This window comes from Clostridiales bacterium, from assembly GCA_015243575.1.
GTDB classification, from domain to species: Bacteria; Bacillota; Clostridia; order Peptostreptococcales; family Anaerovoracaceae; genus Anoxybacterium; species Anoxybacterium hadale.
On sequence record CP042469.1, the window covers coordinates 1338194 to 1356902 of the forward strand.

Here is an 18709-nt window from a genome sequence, read left to right on the forward strand (position 1 = left end):
ACCACACTCCTCATACGCTTGCACCTTTGCAAGCAATCATCATATTCGATTCTTCATAAAATTCAATTGTTGCAGTCCCAGGGCAACGCCCTCTCGGTCATTGTCAAGGGTAACATGCATGGCTAATCTTTTTACCTCTTCTGGCGCGTTTCCCATTGCAAAGCTGGTTCCGGTAGCCATCAGCATATCCACATCATTATAATTGTCGCCGAAGGATACCGTGGCTTCGATTGGAATATTATAGTCTTTGCATAAATATTTGACTGCATCTGACTTTGAAACAGTTCCATTCATAATCTCAAGATACGTATCTTTAGAGCGATAAATGGATAGCCCGGAGAACATTTCCTTAAGTCCAATACTCAGTTCAGATATCATCTCCGCCTCGCCCATACACAATAGCTTATGGATCTGAGTTTTCTCTGAAAAATCAGAGATCCTTCCCTCTATCGGCACTGACGTGGTAATCCTCTGTTCCTTCATAATCCATTTATTACGAATATTGTCTGTTAACCAGTCATTACAGCTATAAGCGCTGCAACAAATGGAACTCCATTCTTTTTTAAGAAACGTGTCAATTCGTATTGCTTTTTCGCGGTCTATTCCAATGGTTTTGATGGGGCTCCCCCGCTCATTTAGGATCAGTGCACCACTATAACAAACAATGGGTGCTTTTATTCCCAATTCAAGCTGTAATGGATAAATCCCAGAAGGCATACGCGCCGACACTAGGATAAAAGGGATGCCACCATGATAAAGTTCCTGTATCTCCTGTTTGGTCCTCTGAGAAATGTGATGTTCAGAATTTATGAGTGTTCCGTCGATATCACAGAAGACCATTCTATATTGCATCGGATCAGAGGGAATCATTTTCCCGGCCCCCATTTACCTGCCGCCGAAAACATGCTTGGCAGCTGCAGAACCTTGTTTGTTGCGGTGGCTGCTGCACCATAAAGGGTTGGGTCTACCTGAAGATTGGATATTTTAATCTGTACCCTGGTGTGCAATTCTGGAATAACACGCTGCTTTACCACTTCCAGAATTGTAGGCATCAGTAAATCTCCTCCCTGAGATACTACATCGCCTATGATAATAACGTCTGGATTATAACCGTTGATCAGAGTAACACAACCGTAACCGATATATTCCGCTATCTCTCGCACAACATCCAGCGCTTTTTGATTACCTAAACGAGCTGCTTCAAAAATTGCATTGCAGGCATCACCGCTTTGCAAAGTTTCACCGCCCTTCAGATTCTCTCCCGGAAGGCATTCCGGTACATACTTCTGCGCTTTCTTCCATAAAGCAGATGCAGAGCAATACATTTCAAGGCAGCCATAGTTTCCACATTCACAACGAGGACCAAGAACATCCACACTGACATGTCCAAGTTCACATGCAGAGCCTTGGACGCCAAGAAAGAGCCTGCCCCGTTCAATCATTCCACATCCAACACCTTCTCCCACCAGAAAATAGGCGAGGGTATGAAGCGACTGCCCGTGACCTCCAAAAAACCACTCCGCTAATGCACCTGCATTCGCATCATGCTCTATAAATACAGGCTTTTGAAACTCTTCTTTAAATTCCTCAATAAAATTGATCGTGTGCCAGGAAGACATCCGGGTTACAACAGCAATACGCCCTTCATCCCGAAGATACGGCCCCGGAACAGCAAGACCAATGGATACTACATTTTCATACTTTTTCAGCATATCGTGTATCTGTTTTTTCATAGCAGACAACACTATTTGCGGATTTTCCTCAAGAGGAAACTTTGTTTCTGTTTGAGTGTACATTTTACCAGAGATATCAAACACACCCAATGCGAACATCTCTCTTGCAAACTTAACCCCGATAATCTGATGCCTGTCAGCATTCAGTTTCAGCCCTATAGAACGGCGGTTATCGCTGCTGCCCGTTATAATACCCACCTCGGATACAATGCCCATTTCCATCATGGAAGCAACTATTTTTGTAATAGCTGCTTGGGTAAGTCCCGTTTGTCTGGCAATATCCGCCCGGGAACAAACCTCCTGCTGCTGTAATATTTTCATAACAGCGGAGCGATTCATTTCTGTCAGATCACTATTGTTTTTACCTGTCGCACCTCTCATTTTGCTCGCCGTCCTTCTTTTGGATTCAGAGTCACTTAACTCTGTTAATTCATTTACTATGTTAATAGATTAATCTAATTGCATATATATGTCAACTGTTTTTTCTTTAGGTTATCATTTTATCTCTAATACAACGTTTTTCAACGATTTAGAGTCAAACCATCAATAGAAATAACAGCCTAAACATGGCTAGATCAAAAAATGCTTCAAAAAAAACAAGTACCCCAAAGGATACTTGTCTTTGTAAAATATTTGATAGATTTTAATTAATGACTGCTTTGCAAAGTGTCTCTGTTGTAATGTTATAGAAATACAAGGCATTGCCTTCCACAACAATGTTGCTACCACAGTCGGAAGTCTTAAATACGGCCTTTCCGGATTGATCAAAGACCATGATCCGGTATTTGGATTGTTGCGTTTCCATGAACGTGCAGACCAAGTATTCCTGATGATCACCGGTAACACTCATCGTGATCGCTTCAGCCGCAGGGTTTAAGCTTTCATTGCTCCCCATTCGATACAAAGCGCCATTGCTTAGATAATAAATGTGATCTCCGATTACCGCGAAGCTCTGATCCCAAGTCAGTTCACTTTTGAAGCTTCCCATAAAGGATTCTGCACCATCGATCAGCGAATGCTTATAGATACTGTAAGTACAGTCACTGCCTTCACCGCTTGCAGACATATAGTAAAGCGTGTTTGCAGAAATCTGTGCTGAAATCACCTTGTCTTTTGATTGACTAACCCGGCTCACAGCATTGGTTGATACGTTGACTTTATATACCGCAGGGTCATCTGTTATGTAATCACCCCCGCCTTCCTGGGAGCCGGTAACATTTGACGCTCTTATATAAAGTTCATCTCCGTTCATTTGGAGATTCGGCAGTCCTTTTGTAGTGCAGAACGAATAAAACCAATAATCTGCCGATCCCAGGTTGCTGCGAGAACCTGAAGCATTGAGTTCTTCAACGCTGAGGTTTCCCGGTCCCGCCATAGGCCCATTATAGTACATATATAGTTTGTTATTGATCAATGTGGTTTCATGGTAGCTTTCCTGAATTTTTTGCACGGTCCCATTTTCTTTTAAGATGTACCGGTGATCAGAGCCCATTGTTGCGCCTCCGGAGTGAAAGAACAGCATAGCGTTTCTGTTTTCCTCATAAAATTCGTGGCTGTCAAATTGTTTCCCATCCCCGTAAGACCATATACCCAATTGAAAAACTGCTTTTGCTTTGGAGATGTCTGCTAACGGAGCCTGCATGACAGCCCCCTTGTTCGTCACGTAATAAACGAAACCGTTTTTCGCCATAACAGCAGTACTTTTCTTTCCTTCATATTCTCCATAGGCTTCTACCAATCTGGTTTTCGGAATTTGATACTGTTCTACCTTTATATTCTTCGATTGGATCACCAGTCCGGTTTTCCCATCAAACTTATAATCCCAGCCGAACGCATCAACACCGTACTTCCAGGTCATCGGAAAGTAGGTAATGTCCCTGAAAGAAAGGAATGGATATTCTTCCTTGCTGATATCGACGACTTTTCCGTTTACCTTGACCGGAAAACTTACAATCCTGGCCGAATAGCTTTTCTTATTCTGGGATGAGGACAAATAGGGGTTGTACGCTGCTGTAACACCTGTAAAATCCACTAGAAGCCCTGTTTTCTCGCCTGTCCATGTCGATTCTATCCCCAGAAATCTACAGTCACTGAAAGTCATTGGAAAATAGGTAATGTCTTTGTATACAATCAGCGGATATTTGCTGTAATTGTTATTAACGACCTGCCCATTGATGGTTACTTTGGAATTGGGCAATGTAATGGTGACACTTTTATCCGCGGCGAAGGATGGTATTGCCATGCTGACCATAACACCAACAAACAATGCCGCCAGCACCAGTATGCGTGGTCTTTGATTCATATTGTCCCCCTAATCAGTTATGTTTTTCAAGCCACACTAAAATATCGGAAATGATTTCATCCTTGCTTGGCTCATTTAAGATCTCATGAAACAGTTTGGCATAGACCCTCAGGCTCTTATCTTCTGAATTGATCTCTCTAAAGAAATCCAGCGAGTCTTTTACCGATACCAGTCCATCATCCGCCCCATGTAAAATCAAGATGGGATCGACGAAATTCTCCGGAGTTTCTTTAAGCCACTGCACCCCCGCATAAATCTGATTGATCAGTTCGATACTGATTTGTTTTTCCACCAAAGGATCGTTTGCATATGCTTCGATCACCTCAGGATCACTGCATACTCCGTCGCCAAGTGCGTTGGGCACGTAAGTACCGGCAGGCGCTTCGATGGGGAACTGATCCCCCATGATGGGATTATGATAGCGGGTTAATGCACCGGAGGTAATGATTCCATCCACTTTTCCCGGATTTTTCGTACCGTACAGAACCACCGTTTCCCCGCCCATGCTATGACCGAGAAGAAAAACCTTCTTTCCGTTGTTTTCGTTTTTGACCAGATCAACAATTACGGCCAAGTCATCCGGCATTTCGTCATAATGACTAAAATATACCTTCGTTCCTTCTGATTTACCATGACCCCTCTGATCATAACGATAAACGCTGTAACCACTCTCGTTGAGTTTTTCCGTAAAATAGTCATAGCGGTTTAGGTGTTCGCAAAGACCGTGGGATATGACAATCAACGCCTTGGGATCTTGGACAACATCCTTTGTGAATCTGAGTTTCGTTCCATCGTAGGAAGGAACCATTTTTTCCTCTTTCATTTTTCCGTTCCCCTTTCAATCCTTATATATGAGTATCATACTACTTTCAAAGGGACAGGGCAATAAGTACGCTCTATTACAGAACTATTTTCCTCAGGGTACTTCGCCCTTGTCAAATGAATTGACATGACCGCTCAAGTGAACAAGCATCCAGCTATCAATAGGACCTATAAAGTACATAATCCTGCAGCTCCCGGCGAAAGCCAGCATTGCAAAGTGCATCTGCAGCCTCCTGAGGATAATCCTTGATGATGATTCTTTTCTGAGATGGGAAGATCGTATGATTCTCATAACGTTTTACGAAAACAAGCATAGCTTCCTCTAGAGCATCCGGTTCAAAGACCCGCAGGCTCCTGCCTTGACGTTCCACCACTGCAACAGGTACTCCTGATCGCAGTGCGACAATACTGCCGGAAAGATTTTGAAACTTTCTATCCGATTTATGCGGAAGGCTTTTTCCCCAAGGCTGGGCTGGATCAATGGCATTCAGCCATAGGAGTTGGTTTCTTGGTTGTTCCAAGGTTAGTATGGCTGCCCCATAGTCCTTTTCCCGAATAAATTGGATTCCCGATAAGCCTTCCAGAAAATATCCGCGGCGAGCCCTTCCAGTGAACTCCCAGATTCGCAGTGATTCCAGTGCCTTGCTCCAAGAGAGCCCCTGAATCGTCTCTCTGCAAAGGATTACCGAACGATCAAAATTACGATCCAGCAGCTCATCTTCAGTCAGAGATTTCAGCGGGCGGATTGCTTCCCAGCGTCCCGTGGACAGGATTTTCATGCGCGCATTGACTCTCTGCCTGGCCGTGCCCTTTTGCAATCTATCCCAATCCAGCCAGTGCCGCACGGGAATAAAGCTGTCTGCCGTCACAAGTCCTTTTGCAGCAAGCTGAATCAGCGTATCGTAAGGGGAACCTTCCACCAGTCCGTTCAATCTGTGCATGAAGCTTGCCCCAAATTGCAATAATGCTTGATAAATGATCCTTTCATTGCCATCCAACGACTCCAGCGTTTTAGACAAGTCTGCTTCCCAATCAAGATCCTCTGTCCAATGGAAATGAAGTCTGCCAGCCGAACCGGGTTTGAGATTAGCACCATGCCCGGCATTAGAATCTGGTTCGGCATCGGAAGCAATTCCCTCACCAGAACAAAACTGCCAGAAGACAGTCCCATGAGATAAAAAGTTGTCCAGCAGCTCCGGGCGATACTGTTTTACCCTTGCAGGCAGCAGGATTTGTTCCCATGCGTCCGCTGGAAACGATTGGTCGGAAAGGTTCTTCAGCGCAAGCTCCAATTGTTCTTCAGCAGAGGCAGAACGCTCTATTCTTCCTGACAGCAAGGTGGCATACCGCTCTGCCGGCTGAGTGGTTACCTGCTTTCGGCGGCTTTTAATGGTTTCGGCTCTGGCCTGGTCATAAAGTCCCGCATGGAAATACAGACCTTCCTGCTCCACTGCCTTTTCTTCTGTACAAAGTGAGTTCAGAAGATCGAGGGCAATTTCTTCCGGCCAAAGGTACCGCTCTGCCACCTGATCCGGCGATTTCGCACCTCGGTAACGCAATAACCTCTGAACGAGACGTTTCCTGGCCTTTTTATCCCCGTCTGCAAGGGCTTCTTCGTATTCCCGTTCCTGCTCTGCTGCAATCCATAAGCCCGGTTCAATATATAGTGCTCGCCCATTGTCAGCCAGAGATTCCAGCCATTCAACGGGTACATCCAGTTCTCCCGCTGTCAGATCACCTTCCATCATCAGCAGGGAGTGGAGCTGCTGCGCATCCTCCGGAAGTCTTGAACGCTCAGCGATGCTGATCAAGTGCTCTGGTGCAGGCGTAATCCCCTCCGCCTTTTTGACTGCCGCTGCAGTGGCTTTATGAATCTTCTGCGGGGTCGGCGCATAATCGTACATCATGTCTGCCTCCGTCTGACGTCTGAGCGCAAGAGACATAGGCGACGGGATATCATTGTACAGTTCCCGGATTTCAATCTCACCCGTTCGGATTCCATTCAGCAGGGATTCAACGCCCGGCAGATCCCAATAATCCTCCAGACACTCCCTCCTCGTTTCTCTGATCAGCGGGTGGTTCTCCTGTTCCACAAGGGAAGACAGCAGTTCTGCACTTCGCATTCGCTGAATCCAGAGGGGCTGTCTCTGGTTGTTCTTTACACCCATCAAAAGCGCATGGGCTACATTATATCGGAAGTTCATGTTGTAAAGCGGTGTGGCGGGCAGAAGTGCAGATACAATCTGTGCAGCGGTATCTGGTACTACCTCTTGAAGCAGCCCCTGCGGCAGGGGACTTCCGTCATAGGGAAATAACAAGAAACCGTCATCGTCTGCTGCACAATTGATGGCCGTGTCCAGATGGCGGCTTGCCGCTTCTTTGACCAGCATAGAAAGAGGTTCGTTGACAGGGCGGCCAAATACAGAATGCACCATCATCTGATGGTTGCTGTTTTCATCGATAAAATGTTCCACCAAAATGGTTCTGTCATCAGGCAAGATCACCGTGCTCTGCAATTGACGCTTTATAAAACTCGCTGCACTTTCAGCCGCATCCTGGTCAAGACCCAATTTTTCCAGTTCTTTTTGCACCGAACAGGCTTGATCCGCATGAGTCAGCTGGCGAAAAATCCTGCCAAAAGCAATCCCGGTTCTCATTTTCCTTCCTTTAAGATCACCGTGCCAAAACGGCATTCTTGCTCCTGTTGTATTCGCTTGCGATACGATGACGGTATCTTTCTGGATGCTGACAATCTGCCATGCAAACGTACCAAGGAGAAAACGGTCCCCTATTCTCGTTTCAAAGACAAACTCCTCATCGAGCTCACCCAGCTTAACGCCGCTTTCCGTCCGACATGCATATAAACCCCGGTCTGGAATGGTTCCGCCGGCACTGACCGCCAGCATCCGGCTGTAGGCGTCTCCCATGACCCGATCGTGTATCCGGTCATAGAGAATTCTGGGACGGACAGGAATATCCCTGTCATGCTCGTAATCCCCCGCAAGCATGCGCAGAACCTCACGTATATCTTCGGCTGTAACCTCTCGGAAGGGATAGGCGCGTGGAAGAAGCTCCATCACCTCTTCCACGCTGTAACCATCACCGCAAGCCATGGATACAAGGTGCTGGGCCAAAATATCAAAGCAGAGCCTGGGCGGCTTGGAGTATTCAATCCCTCCCTTCCTTGCAACCTCCGCAGTAAGCCCGCAGTAGAGACCTTCAACCGCTTCTCTGGGAAACATATACATGACACTGATCCGATTAGGATTATGCCCCGCCCGACCAAGCCGCTGCATCGTACTTGAGATGGTACGGGGGCAACCAACCTGAAACACCCTGTCGATCTCACCCACATCGATGCCCAGTTCCATGGAGGAGGTGGCGCATAGCAATCGTAACGCTCCGCTTCGCAATGCATGCTCTACTTCGTAGCGTTGTTCCTTGGACAGGCTTCCGTGATGGGTCCGTGCAAAGCCCTCTCCGCCAATCTGGTTGATAAAGTACGCCAGCTTCTCAGCGTATGCTCTTCCTTCCACAAAGGCGATGGCACTGCTGGTACCGTTACAATGGACATACACCATTCTTGCCAGCTCCTGCCAAACCGGATCTTTCATTCTGACCTTATGATCCGCAAAGGGGCTTTTCACCTCAATGTGAATCTGCTTCTCCATCTTTGGTGAGATTACGGTCACCGGATCAGGAGACAAATACTGAGCTGCGATGGTTAATGGTTCAATGGTTGCCGATAAACCGATCCGCTGTAACGGCTGGCCGCATAGTCTGTCCAGTCTGGCGGCGGACAACATCAAATGAGCGCCCCGCTTAGAATCGATCATGGCATGCAGTTCATCGAAAATAATTGCCTTGGCCGTTCGCAGAATTTTTTGACCGGATTTGCTGGTGAGCATGAGATATAAGGATTCAGGGGTTGTAATCAGAATGTGCGGCGGCTTCCTGATCATCCGGTTTCGCTCAGTTTGTGTGGTGTCACCGGTCCGTATCCCTACAAGAAGTTCTGCGCCCGAAGACGAAATACCGGCTTTCATTCGTTCCTCCAGGATTCCCTCAAGCGGCCTGCGCAGATTTTCCCGAATATCTCCCGCAAGGGATTTCAGCGGAGAGATATAGACCAGCTGAAGCTCTTGCTTTAGATTGCCGTTTTCAGCCTCTTCCAGCAGTCTGTCAATAAACACCAAAAACGCCGTCAGCGTCTTACCGGTACCGGTGGGTGCGGATACCAGCGTATGACTGCCTGCGGCGATCACCGGCCATGCCTGCTCTTGAACAGCAGTAGGAGCGCCGAGGTTTTTCGTAAACCACAGCGAAGTAAGCTTATGAAAGATTTTAAGTGAGTTTTCAGGCATATGGTTTTCCCCCATATCGAATCTTTAAAGTTACAATCATTATACAAACATACGTTCTTGATTGCAACATTTAATCAATCTGTTTTTCCAAATGCCTCTTTTCAATCACCTTTCTGCATCCGTTCACGAAGGATTTTTCCCTTTTTTCTGTCCAATTGTCTCTCCTGCCAATACTCTCGTTTCATAGCCCATTTTTGTTTGTTCCAGAATGTCGTCATCAATGACAGCTCTGCCCTTTTTTAGAAAAAGGAGCATTGTAGAACCGCCAAATTTGAAATAACCTTTTTCGTCTCCTCGGACCATCGTTTCCCCTGGGTGGTAGGTTTGAACTATTGATCCCACCGAAGTCGCTCCAACTTCAATATATAACATCCTTCCAAAATTTTCAGAATCGAAAATACTATATTCCCGCTTATTCCTACAGAATACGGAGGCCACTGTTTTCAGTGCGATTGGATTTACCGAGTAATAAGATCCGCGAATTTTACGGCTCTCATTGCAGGCACCTCCATCAACAAAATGAAACCGGTGGTAATCCACCGGGGCCAGTCGAAGCAACAAACAAACGCCGCCGCTATATTCCGATGCAAGCGTTTCATCTCCAATCAGCTCTTGCAAGGAATAAAAGGAGCCTTTGATCTGAATAAGCCGCTTTACATCAATATCTTTCCATGCCTTCAGTCTCCCGTCCCCGGGACAGAGAAGCAGCTGCGGATTCTTATCAAATACCCTGGCCTCCGGCCTCAGCTTTCGAATAAAAAACTCATTAAAGCTTTTAAATTCTTCTGTCTTTTGTTCACACAAAGACAGGTCAATACCGAAAGAATCTACAAATCCACGAATCCGTTTTGTACTGAATCTCGAATCAAAATAGATACCCGATAGACTTGAGACAAGCTTCCTTTTGACCAGCAGCTCAAGCCCTGCCCTGCCGGACCTGGTTTCATAGAGATAGTTCAGGACCCCTGCTCCTGCTACCTTCTCTATTTCATATTCCCCGGTCTGCCTGTTGTATACCTTAATCAACGCTGTGATCCCTCTTCTGTTCTGAGATACGACGCACTGCTGCAGCTGAGTACATAAGCTGGAGGTACATTCCTCAGCTCACGTTTTACTTCTGTTTTCTTAAAATATTGTTCGAACAGCTTTTTCTTGAATAAGGTGTACTGAAACAGAATGAATCTGCCGTCTGGCTTCAAATATACCTGCGTCTGCTTTAAAATATTTGCCGATACCCCCTGTGGTAAACTGGCAAATGGAAGCCCTGAAACGATATAGTCCACCCATGGTATGTCATACATTTTCATATACTTCCCGATGGATTCAGCCGAATCGTTGATAATATAAAGATTCGGTTCCTCTTTATATTTTTCTTTCAGTAAGCCACAAAATGTTTCATTGCGTTCGAGCAGCAAAAGCATAGTCTCTTGCGTTCTTTCTTTGATCATTTTTTCAGTAAAAACACCCGTACCCGGACCGTATTCAACGATATAGCGGGCAGAAGAAAAGTCAATCTCTTCGACCATCTTATCTGCAAGATATTTAGAGCTTGGAAGGATCGCTCCTACTGTTCTTGGTGTTGTGATATATTGCTTTATAAATGACAACCTCTCCATAGATATCTCCTCTTATCTGCTGACATGCCGCAAACGCTTATGGTTCTGTGCAGCATGACTGCGGCATGACAACGGTCTAGATTTTTTTAAATTCGAATTTTGAAACCATGAAATAAGCAAGCAGTATTAGTATAATCATTGATATGTGCGCAGAGATCGTGTTGCTGGGTGCAGCTAGAGAGTATAGGGCTAAGATGAGTCCTGCCACCGTAATTGGTATTCCCATAAAGACACCGTCAAATTTGCTGATGTTATATTTAGCAAGCCTGCTGGAACCGCAGATGATATACAGTAATAAAAACCCGTTACCCATCATTTTTATATTTCCCAGATCAAGAAAGTTAAACTTATAAAATATTAATAATGCCGGTGCAATTCCAAAGGAGACAAGATCCGCTAGAGAGTCCAGTTCTTTTCCGAATTCACTGCAAACATCAAAATGTCTCGCAAGCCTGCCGTCATATCTGTCCACTAAGGCCGCAAACATTATAAACACAGCACTTGCTATGTAATTTTCATTGATCATTTCCAAAATAGATAACACTCCAAATGATAGATTCGTATATGTAAGTACATTTGGTATTGACTTTTTCAACATATTTTCCTCCAAGTTTATAATAACTTCTGATCATGATTTAATCTGCACGTTTGTCTTTACTGGAAAATTTATAAATCAGCTTGTCTTTACTGGAAAATTTATAAATCAGCTTGTCTTTACCGGAAAATTTATTAATCAGCTTGTCTTTGAAAAGCAGACCCAATAGTGCGCCCAGCAGTGCGGTGACGGATATCATGATTGTTAATGTATAATTCCTTTGATAAAGGTTGGCACCGACACTGACAGATGCCAGCAGCCAAGGTAGCCTGCCTGCAAGCAAAACAAGAAAAAATTTATATGGTTTTATATTCGTCAATCCTGCAAGATAGATTAATATATCCTTTGGCAGTCCGGGGATAAAGAAAAAAACAAATAGAAAAATAGCGAACTTATTACTGTTCATAATGTCTGCCATCCACTGAAACTTTTTCTTTTCCAGTATTTTCTCGATATAAGAACCACCTAATATTCTTGTAAAGTAGAACGCCATAACAGCGCCAATCAACATGCCTGCCACGGTATAGCCCGTCCCCAGGAGAACTCCATAAATGTATCCCCCCGCAATTTGTATTGCTTCTCCAGGAATCGGAGCAATTACTGTCTGGAGTATCTGAAAGAGAATAAATACAGCCGGTCCTAATTTTCCGACCGAAAGGATATAATCTCTGAATTTTTCTACTGATAATGTTAAAGCAACAATATCTGGGAAATACTTTATTGTCAGGATAATGATCAAAATACCTAGTATGGCCAATGGTATTTTTATTAGAAGCAGTTTTTTTGATTTACCCACACGTATTGAGTCCTTTCCCACGTTTTATTTGCATAGTTTGAATTCTACGGAAAGAATCTTAAGAACAACCCACAATGAATCTTAAGAATCCTTAAGACAAGTAGATTGTATAGATTTTATCCATATTGCATTATATACTGATTACAAGACGGAGGAAGAAAAATGGACAAGATAATGAATATTCTGATTGCGGATGATAACAACGAGATAAGGGAGATCGTCCGTGTTTTATTGGAAAGCGAAGGTTATAATGTAATCGAGGCTGTCGATGGTGAAGATGCTGTAAATCAAGTTGATGAAAGTATCGATTTGATCATACTGGATATCATGATGCCGATTAAATCAGGTTTTAGAGCATGTATTGAAATCCGCGAGAAGACAAGTGCTCCTGTCTTATTTTTGACCGCTAAAACTCAGGACTCCGATAAGTATATGGCTTTTTCTTCCGGCAGTGATGATTATCTGTCAAAACCGTTTTCGTACACAGAATTGGTTTCGAGAGTGAAAGCGCTGCTTCGAAGGTATTATGTTTATAGAGGCAAAGAACAGGTTGCTCCTGCTGACACAATTCATGTCAATGAATTAACCATAAATACCGCAACAAAAGAGGTCTTGATTGATACTCGAGAAATTATACTGACGGAAATAGAGTACAAGATTCTGCTGCTCATGGCGAATCATAGAAAGAAAATATTTTCTGCACAGAATTTATATGAAAGTGTTTGGGAAGAGCCCTATTTTTATTCTTGTAACAACACCGTTATGGTGCATATCAGAAACCTGAGGAGCAAACTAGAAAATGATCCACAAAACCCTAGATACATTAAAACCGTTTGGGGAAAGGGGTACCGAATTGAATAAAAAGTTTGCACTTGGCAAATTGCAAATCAGCTTAATATTCTGCTTAATCTTTTCTTTTGCTATTTCTGGAGGCATTTTTTTCTTATCGCAAATGATCGGCGCATTGATTCTGGATAACTACTTTATCAAGACATCTTATATTGAAACGCAAACGAATCAAGCGGTAAATGACTTCAAAAACTATGTAACTGATAACGACTTATCCATCAATGACCGGGATCAAATGGCACGGTGGGTTCGCAGTGAAAAATATGTCAATGTCAATATCTACAAAGATGGCAAACTGCTATACACTTTCGATAGTAATAATTCCGTTGTCAGCAGTGAAGGGTATCTGCAAAATCCAATATTATCATATGGGCCGCTTTACGATATTGAATTTGCAGACACAAGCGCTCAAATGTCAATGGAGTGCTATTTTGAGTATAAATATTACTATATTGTCACCTTTTTAGGGGTAGCCTTCTCCTTTGTCTGCTTCATAATTATCATACTCCTGTTCATCAATCGGAAAACCTCCTATATTGGCTTGCTTGAAAATGAAATAAAGATACTGGAAGGCGGAAACTTAGATTACCAAATAACAATGCATGGCAATGATGAACTTGCTTCCTTGGCGCAAAGCATTAATGAGATGCGTAAATCTTTCATTGAAAGGCTTGAAAATGAAGATAAAGCAAGACTTGCCAATAGCGAATTGGTCACGGCCATGTCCCATGATCTCAGAACTCCCCTCACTGCACTGGTTGGATATCTGGATATTATCGAATTCAAGAAATATAAATCAGAGGAAAATTTGAATCAATACATCCATAACAGCAGAGAAAAAGCATATCAGATTAAACATCTATCCGACAAGCTATTTGAGTACTTCACCGTGTTTAATACAGAAGAGGAGGATTTAGCATTAGAAACCTTTGATGGAATTCAATTGATCGATCAGATGATAGATGAGCAGCTGTTGCTATTGCAAAACAACGGGTTTTATTTTGAATTTGAGTCCTGTGTTACTCCTTTTCAAATAGAAATCAACCTGATAGCCATACGAAGAGTTTTTGATAATATCTTTTCGAATATCACAAAATATGCAGATAAGTCCATGCCTGTTAAAATCAAATGCTATGTAAAAGATGATGAATGGCTGATGATTGATGTTGAAAATCACATCAATCAAAATCTGAAAGCGGCAAACGGCACCGGCATTGGAATGAAAACTTGTAAGAAAATCATTGAAAAGCATCAAGGAAACATATCCGCTTCAAAGATTGATGATATGTATTACGTTCATATATGTTTATCCGTATGAATATAGAAGGCTGGCGGTGCGGCATCCATATTTAAAACTATTTATATCATGAATTGGGAACGAAAATAGTTTCTTTTATTTCCTGTAATGAAACAATAAGCTCCTGCTCTCTTCTGTTACTTCAAACCTGTCAACGCCCTTGACGTTAATCCCTTGTTCCTTGGCGTAACACCAGAGTGGGATCATTTCGACAGGAGATTTGATAACACCATAATCATTTATGCTCCTTGTACTATGTACTTTAAGTATAGGAAGGATGACGCAAGTATCATCGCGAATACGAAATTTTCATAGGAAGGTGACAATACCATGAATCATGATAAGCAAAATAATTTTGAGGCACTTGCGCTACAAGAAAATACATTCGTATTTGAAAAGTTTTCCCGAAAAGATGCGCTGAACATCGGTCTTCAGCTCAATGAAAATGCTATTAAATACGGCGAACCCATTGCGATCGAGATAACCGTAAATGGATTGGTTGTATTCCGGTATTTTTCTGAGGGTTCTGTTAAGGATAGTGAATATTGGCTGCTTCGCAAAAGGAATACAGTAGATCTCATGGAAATGTCCTCCCTGCGGTTCATGTATTGGCTGGATCTGCAGGGAGTGACGATAGCAGATCGTAAGTTAAATCCGGATGATTATGCTGCTGGCGGAGGCGGGTTTCCAATACGGCTTCGAGATGCCGGTGTGATAGGAAGCATTTGTGTTTCGGGCCTGAGTAATCATTTTGACGACCACCAGCTTATTACGGACACTTTGATTGAATTTCTGAAAATTACCGTTTAGGGGCGCCAAGATTGCGCTTTTTAAAAACTCAGAATCAAAAAAACATATTCACCATGAGGCAGCTTTAGTGCCTTTTTTATAGATCAAATGTGGTATTTTCATATACTGATATACCCAGAAGCTTAATTTCAATTCCTGTGTCGTAACCCTCTACTCCTCTGAGCGCATGATAATCAGTTATGCTGTACAAAATTGCCTGATATCTAACCGTTCCACCGTCTTTATAGCGTAACGGAATTGGGAAAAGCAAAATCAAAATGAAAGCTATAATAATGGTGTTTCTAGTTCTCGTTTTCTTTTTCATCATTTCTCCTCAATGCATTGCTCCATGTTTATTGTACCAAGATGAATAGAATAAAGCAATGTAGTGTCTTATTGAAAATGCACAAAAGTAGAGCGACTATTGTATAATCAGCAAATAAAGCTCTGGGCTGTTGATATTAAACAGCTCGGAGCTCTACTTACTTTTTCGTTCTTTGTTGTATAATCATTAAATTACTATTATGCTGGACGCCTCTTTTTGAACTGTTCGTTTATACTTAACAGCAGGAATACCAAGAAGAATAATATAGCTCAAGGAATAATTTTCGGGGATTTCAAGCAAAGAATAGACTTCAGGGTTTTGCTTGACTATAGTGACTGCTCCATGACTCCACATGGTCCCCATTCCAAGGCTTTGAGCATATAGTTCCAGATAAGACAGTGCAATGATTGGGTCTGTCGTTTCACACCCCGGCACTACCGTTGATTTATTAACGGAAACCACAACCATTGATGGCGCATCCCTATAACTGATATCTTGACCGTTTTGATAGCTGTTTTTTAGAAACTGAATTATTGGCGAATCACTACTTGATTGCAGTATTTTTTCATAAGTAACTTTTTTGATCTCATCCATTTTTTCTTTTGTCCCGACAATGGTGAAATGCAGACTGTCTGCATTAGCTCCTGTTGGTGGAAACGCCAGCATCTCTTTGATTTTATCAAGTTTATCAGTCGGCACACTTTCATTTTTGTAGTATCTTATACTTCGTCTTGACTTGATCAGGTTCAACAATTCATCACTGTTTCCGTAGCTGACTTCTGCTGAATCGTCAGGATTCTTGCCACCAAATGACAGTGCACCCTCAGGGCATACAGCCATGCAATGCTGACAGGCAACACATCTTTCTTTCCTAACTTCGCTAAATTCAGGAATTTTATCACCGTCAAATTCTATGCTGGAAGTTGGACAATCCTTTATACACAAACCACAATGAATACATTTGTTTTTATCGACAGTTATTTTTCGTTCCATATTCTACCTCGTTTTCAATTGAATAGTTGAGTTTTCCGACCTTTGCTCTCGCCAAATTTATTATTTTTCTTTACTTAATAAAATATTTTGTATCTAACACCTTTTGCATAGACAACACATGCTGTATAATTTATTTTAAAGTAGAACTCATTTACTCTCAATCGTCAATTTCAGCGTTTTGTTGCATAGACAACAAATGTATGAAATTGTTGTCTATGTATAGAAGAGGAGAAATATATATGAAAAGTACAAAAATTGATCCAAGGATTGTACGAACGAAAAAACTGTTGATGGATGCTTTTATTAATTTAAATCATAATAAAGATTTCAAAGATATTACGATAAAGGATATCACCGATGCAGCAATGGTTAATCGTGCCACATTTTATGCTCATTTTTATGATAAGTATGATTTAATGGATGCTGTAATAACCGAAACTATTGTAGTAAGCATTATTGAAAACTTGAATGATTACGATCGGTTAAATGAAGAGACTGTTGTAAAAATATTTCTTGCATTAACTGAGTTTCATACAAATTTAAATACACAATTGAGCACACAATGTAGAAAAAGTTATGAATCTTACAGTTCGAAAATTGAACAAAAAATAAAAGCAGAATTGGAAGATTTATTTTATTCTCTTCTTTTAAACCAACAGTTTAGACTGGATTCGGAATCTTTAAAAATAGGTGCGGCTATATTAAGTTGGGGAATTTACGGAGCATCCGTAAATTGGCAAACTCACAGTTCACTCCCAGCAGAACAATATATTAAGAAAGCCTTACCCTTTTATATTGATTTGAATGTCTTAAAGGAGAGTCCCCAAAAGCGGTGATTCCAAATAAAGAATCACGCAGCTCCGGAACAAGGCGCTACCGAACCTAACTCCACTTATTTCTATTGTACTTATTATTAGTATCAAAAGTAAAGACGTGAAAGTCATCATCTTCTCACGCCTTTATTCTAATTTATTCAATTGAACTACTGTAGACCGCTAAAACTGCAGCGTTATTCTTTGTGTAAAAGTACCACACTCTCAATATGCTTCGTATTCGGGAAATTGTCAAACGCCTTCACCGTCTTCACCTGATACCCATAGTACTGCATAAAGCTCAGATTTTCAACGAGTGTCTTGGGATTGCAAGAGATATACACGATTTGTTTAACCCCATAGTTAACTATTTTTTCAAGGGCTTTTGGGTGAACTCCGACTCTTGGTGGGTCCAGTACGATGACGTCCGGTTTCTCCGCAAGATCATCCAAAACTTTCAGGACATCACCTGCGATGAATTCGCAGTTCTCCAGTCCGTTTAGCTTTGCATTTTCTCTGGCAGCCTCCACCGCTTCTTCCACGATTTCAACGCCAATGGCTTTTCCAGCGCGAAGGGCCAATGTCTGGGTGATGGTACCTGTTCCGCAGTAAAGATCGAATACTGTTTTTCCTTCCGGCTCTCGGATCAGCGCCAGTGCTTCCGTATAGAGCTTTTCAATGGCCAGGATATTGGTCTGGAAGAACGAAAACGCGCTGACTTTAAATTTCAACCCCAAAAGCTCTTCCATGTAATAGTCTCTGCCCCAAAGGGTTTCCATTCTGTCGCAGTATACAAAATCAGCAACATTGTCATTATAGGTATGGAGAATTCCAACAAGGGTGTTTTCAAGCGCAAGGGATCGGATCGTCTCTGCAAACGCTGTATCGTCAAATTCCTGCTGGGTGGTGGTAACGATATTGACCAGCAGTTCCTTTGTGTTCTCCCCTTTTCTGATAATCAAGTTCCGAAGTAGACCCTGATGGGATTTTTTATGATAAAAGGGGTAACCTTTTTCTTTGCAATGATCCAGAGCGGCTCTCAGGATTTTGTTAAAATCAGGGTCCACAAGCTGACATTCATCCACGGTAATAATGGACATGAACCGGCCTTTTTTGTGCATGCCCAGCGTCATTTCCCCGTTTTTTTCTTCGTTTCCGAAGGTATATTCCATCTTATTCCGGTATTCCGTACGTTTGGGACTTCCTTCGATCCCCATATATTTCTCATAAGCTACTTTTTTCTCTTCCAGCAGCCGCATCACTTCCTTGCCCTTCAATATGATCTGATCCTGATAGGGCATTCCCTGATAAATACAACCGCCGCAGTTTTCGTTATGCTTGCAGATTTCCATGTTTCCCTCCGCTGTCTTTATGATTCATAAGGCAAAGGAAATCGGTTTATTCCGCTCCCTTTGC

At 42.6% G+C, this 18709-nt stretch carries 16 protein-coding genes; 4 read left to right on the forward strand and 12 right to left on the reverse strand.

All coding sequences use genetic code 11. From position 1 onward, the window contains the following. Window positions 1-39: 39 nt before the first annotated feature. The 9 genes from FRZ06_05800 to FRZ06_05840 all read right to left on the reverse strand — a co-directional run bounded on the left by FRZ06_05800 (window position 40) and on the right by FRZ06_05840 (window position 12228). The gene (locus FRZ06_05800) at window positions 40-870 is read right to left on the reverse strand and encodes an HAD family phosphatase (GenBank protein QOX65854.1); all 831 of its coding nucleotides are present in this window, start codon (window positions 868-870) and stop codon (window positions 40-42) included. Continuing rightward, entirely contained in the window at window positions 867-2114 is a 1248-nt protein-coding gene (locus tag FRZ06_05805; protein ID QOX62887.1) for an ROK family transcriptional regulator, read from the reverse strand. The genes FRZ06_05800 and FRZ06_05805 overlap by 4 nt, the downstream gene beginning before the upstream one ends. A gap of 262 nt (window positions 2115-2376) precedes the next feature. Beyond that, the gene (locus FRZ06_05810) at window positions 2377-4035 is read right to left on the reverse strand and encodes a hypothetical protein (GenBank protein ID QOX62888.1); all 1659 of its coding nucleotides are present in this window, start codon (window positions 4033-4035) and stop codon (window positions 2377-2379) included. A gap of 13 nt (window positions 4036-4048) precedes the next feature. Further along, the gene (locus tag FRZ06_05815) at window positions 4049-4858 is read right to left on the reverse strand and encodes a lysophospholipase (protein QOX62889.1); all 810 of its coding nucleotides are present in this window, start codon (window positions 4856-4858) and stop codon (window positions 4049-4051) included. A gap of 157 nt (window positions 4859-5015) precedes the next feature. After that, window positions 5016-9221, reverse strand: a complete 4206-nt coding sequence (locus tag FRZ06_05820; protein ID QOX62890.1) for a DEAD/DEAH box helicase — start codon at window positions 9219-9221, stop codon at window positions 5016-5018. Window positions 9222-9344: 123 nt separating this feature from the next. After that, window positions 9345-10247, reverse strand: a complete 903-nt coding sequence (locus FRZ06_05825) for a phosphatidylserine decarboxylase (protein ID QOX62891.1) — start codon at window positions 10245-10247, stop codon at window positions 9345-9347. After that, window positions 10244-10837 carry an SAM-dependent methyltransferase gene (locus tag FRZ06_05830; GenBank protein ID QOX62892.1) on the reverse strand — a complete coding sequence of 198 codons (594 nt, stop codon included), beginning with the start codon at window positions 10835-10837 and terminating at the stop codon, window positions 10244-10246. The genes FRZ06_05825 and FRZ06_05830 overlap by 4 nt, the downstream gene beginning before the upstream one ends. A 76-nt stretch (window positions 10838-10913) precedes the next feature. Further along, window positions 10914-11435 carry a CDP-diacylglycerol--serine O-phosphatidyltransferase gene (gene pssA / locus FRZ06_05835; GenBank protein ID QOX62893.1) on the reverse strand — a complete coding sequence of 174 codons (522 nt, stop codon included), beginning with the start codon at window positions 11433-11435 and terminating at the stop codon, window positions 10914-10916. A gap of 37 nt (window positions 11436-11472) precedes the next feature. Further along, a complete protein-coding gene (locus FRZ06_05840) occupies window positions 11473-12228 on the reverse strand; it encodes a TVP38/TMEM64 family protein (GenBank protein ID QOX62894.1) in 756 nt (251 codons plus the stop codon). 171 nt (window positions 12229-12399) lie between these two features. Here FRZ06_05840 and FRZ06_05845 point away from each other — a divergent pair, with 171 nt between their 5' ends. From FRZ06_05845 to FRZ06_05855, 3 genes are all read left to right on the forward strand, one after another. Continuing rightward, window positions 12400-13089, forward strand: coding sequence for a response regulator transcription factor (locus FRZ06_05845; GenBank protein ID QOX65855.1), 690 nt, complete (start codon window positions 12400-12402; stop codon window positions 13087-13089). Next, window positions 13082-14395, forward strand: coding sequence for a HAMP domain-containing protein (locus FRZ06_05850; protein ID QOX62895.1), 1314 nt, complete (start codon window positions 13082-13084; stop codon window positions 14393-14395). The genes FRZ06_05845 and FRZ06_05850 overlap by 8 nt, the downstream gene beginning before the upstream one ends. A gap of 309 nt (window positions 14396-14704) precedes the next feature. After that, a complete protein-coding gene (locus tag FRZ06_05855) occupies window positions 14705-15184 on the forward strand; it encodes a hypothetical protein (protein QOX62896.1) in 480 nt (159 codons plus the stop codon). 76 nt (window positions 15185-15260) lie between these two features. Here the strand turns inward: FRZ06_05855 and FRZ06_05860 are convergent, their stop codons facing one another. Together FRZ06_05860 and FRZ06_05865 are read right to left on the reverse strand one after the other, a co-directional pair. Further along, on the reverse strand, window positions 15261-15488 hold the full coding sequence (locus FRZ06_05860) for a hypothetical protein (protein ID QOX65856.1): 228 nt from the start codon (window positions 15486-15488) through the stop codon (window positions 15261-15263). Between the two features lie 186 nt (window positions 15489-15674). Beyond that, window positions 15675-16481 carry a 4Fe-4S dicluster domain-containing protein gene (locus tag FRZ06_05865; GenBank protein ID QOX62897.1) on the reverse strand — a complete coding sequence of 269 codons (807 nt, stop codon included), beginning with the start codon at window positions 16479-16481 and terminating at the stop codon, window positions 15675-15677. A 239-nt stretch (window positions 16482-16720) separates the two neighbouring features. Here FRZ06_05865 and FRZ06_05870 point away from each other — a divergent pair, with 239 nt between their 5' ends. Beyond that, the gene (locus FRZ06_05870) at window positions 16721-17317 is read left to right on the forward strand and encodes a TetR/AcrR family transcriptional regulator (protein QOX62898.1); all 597 of its coding nucleotides are present in this window, start codon (window positions 16721-16723) and stop codon (window positions 17315-17317) included. A 173-nt stretch (window positions 17318-17490) separates the two neighbouring features. On the opposite strand, the gene rlmD is transcribed toward FRZ06_05870, so the two are convergent. Further along, window positions 17491-18645 carry a 23S rRNA (uracil(1939)-C(5))-methyltransferase RlmD gene (gene rlmD / locus FRZ06_05875; protein ID QOX62899.1) on the reverse strand — a complete coding sequence of 385 codons (1155 nt, stop codon included), beginning with the start codon at window positions 18643-18645 and terminating at the stop codon, window positions 17491-17493. Window positions 18646-18709 lie beyond the last annotated feature (64 nt).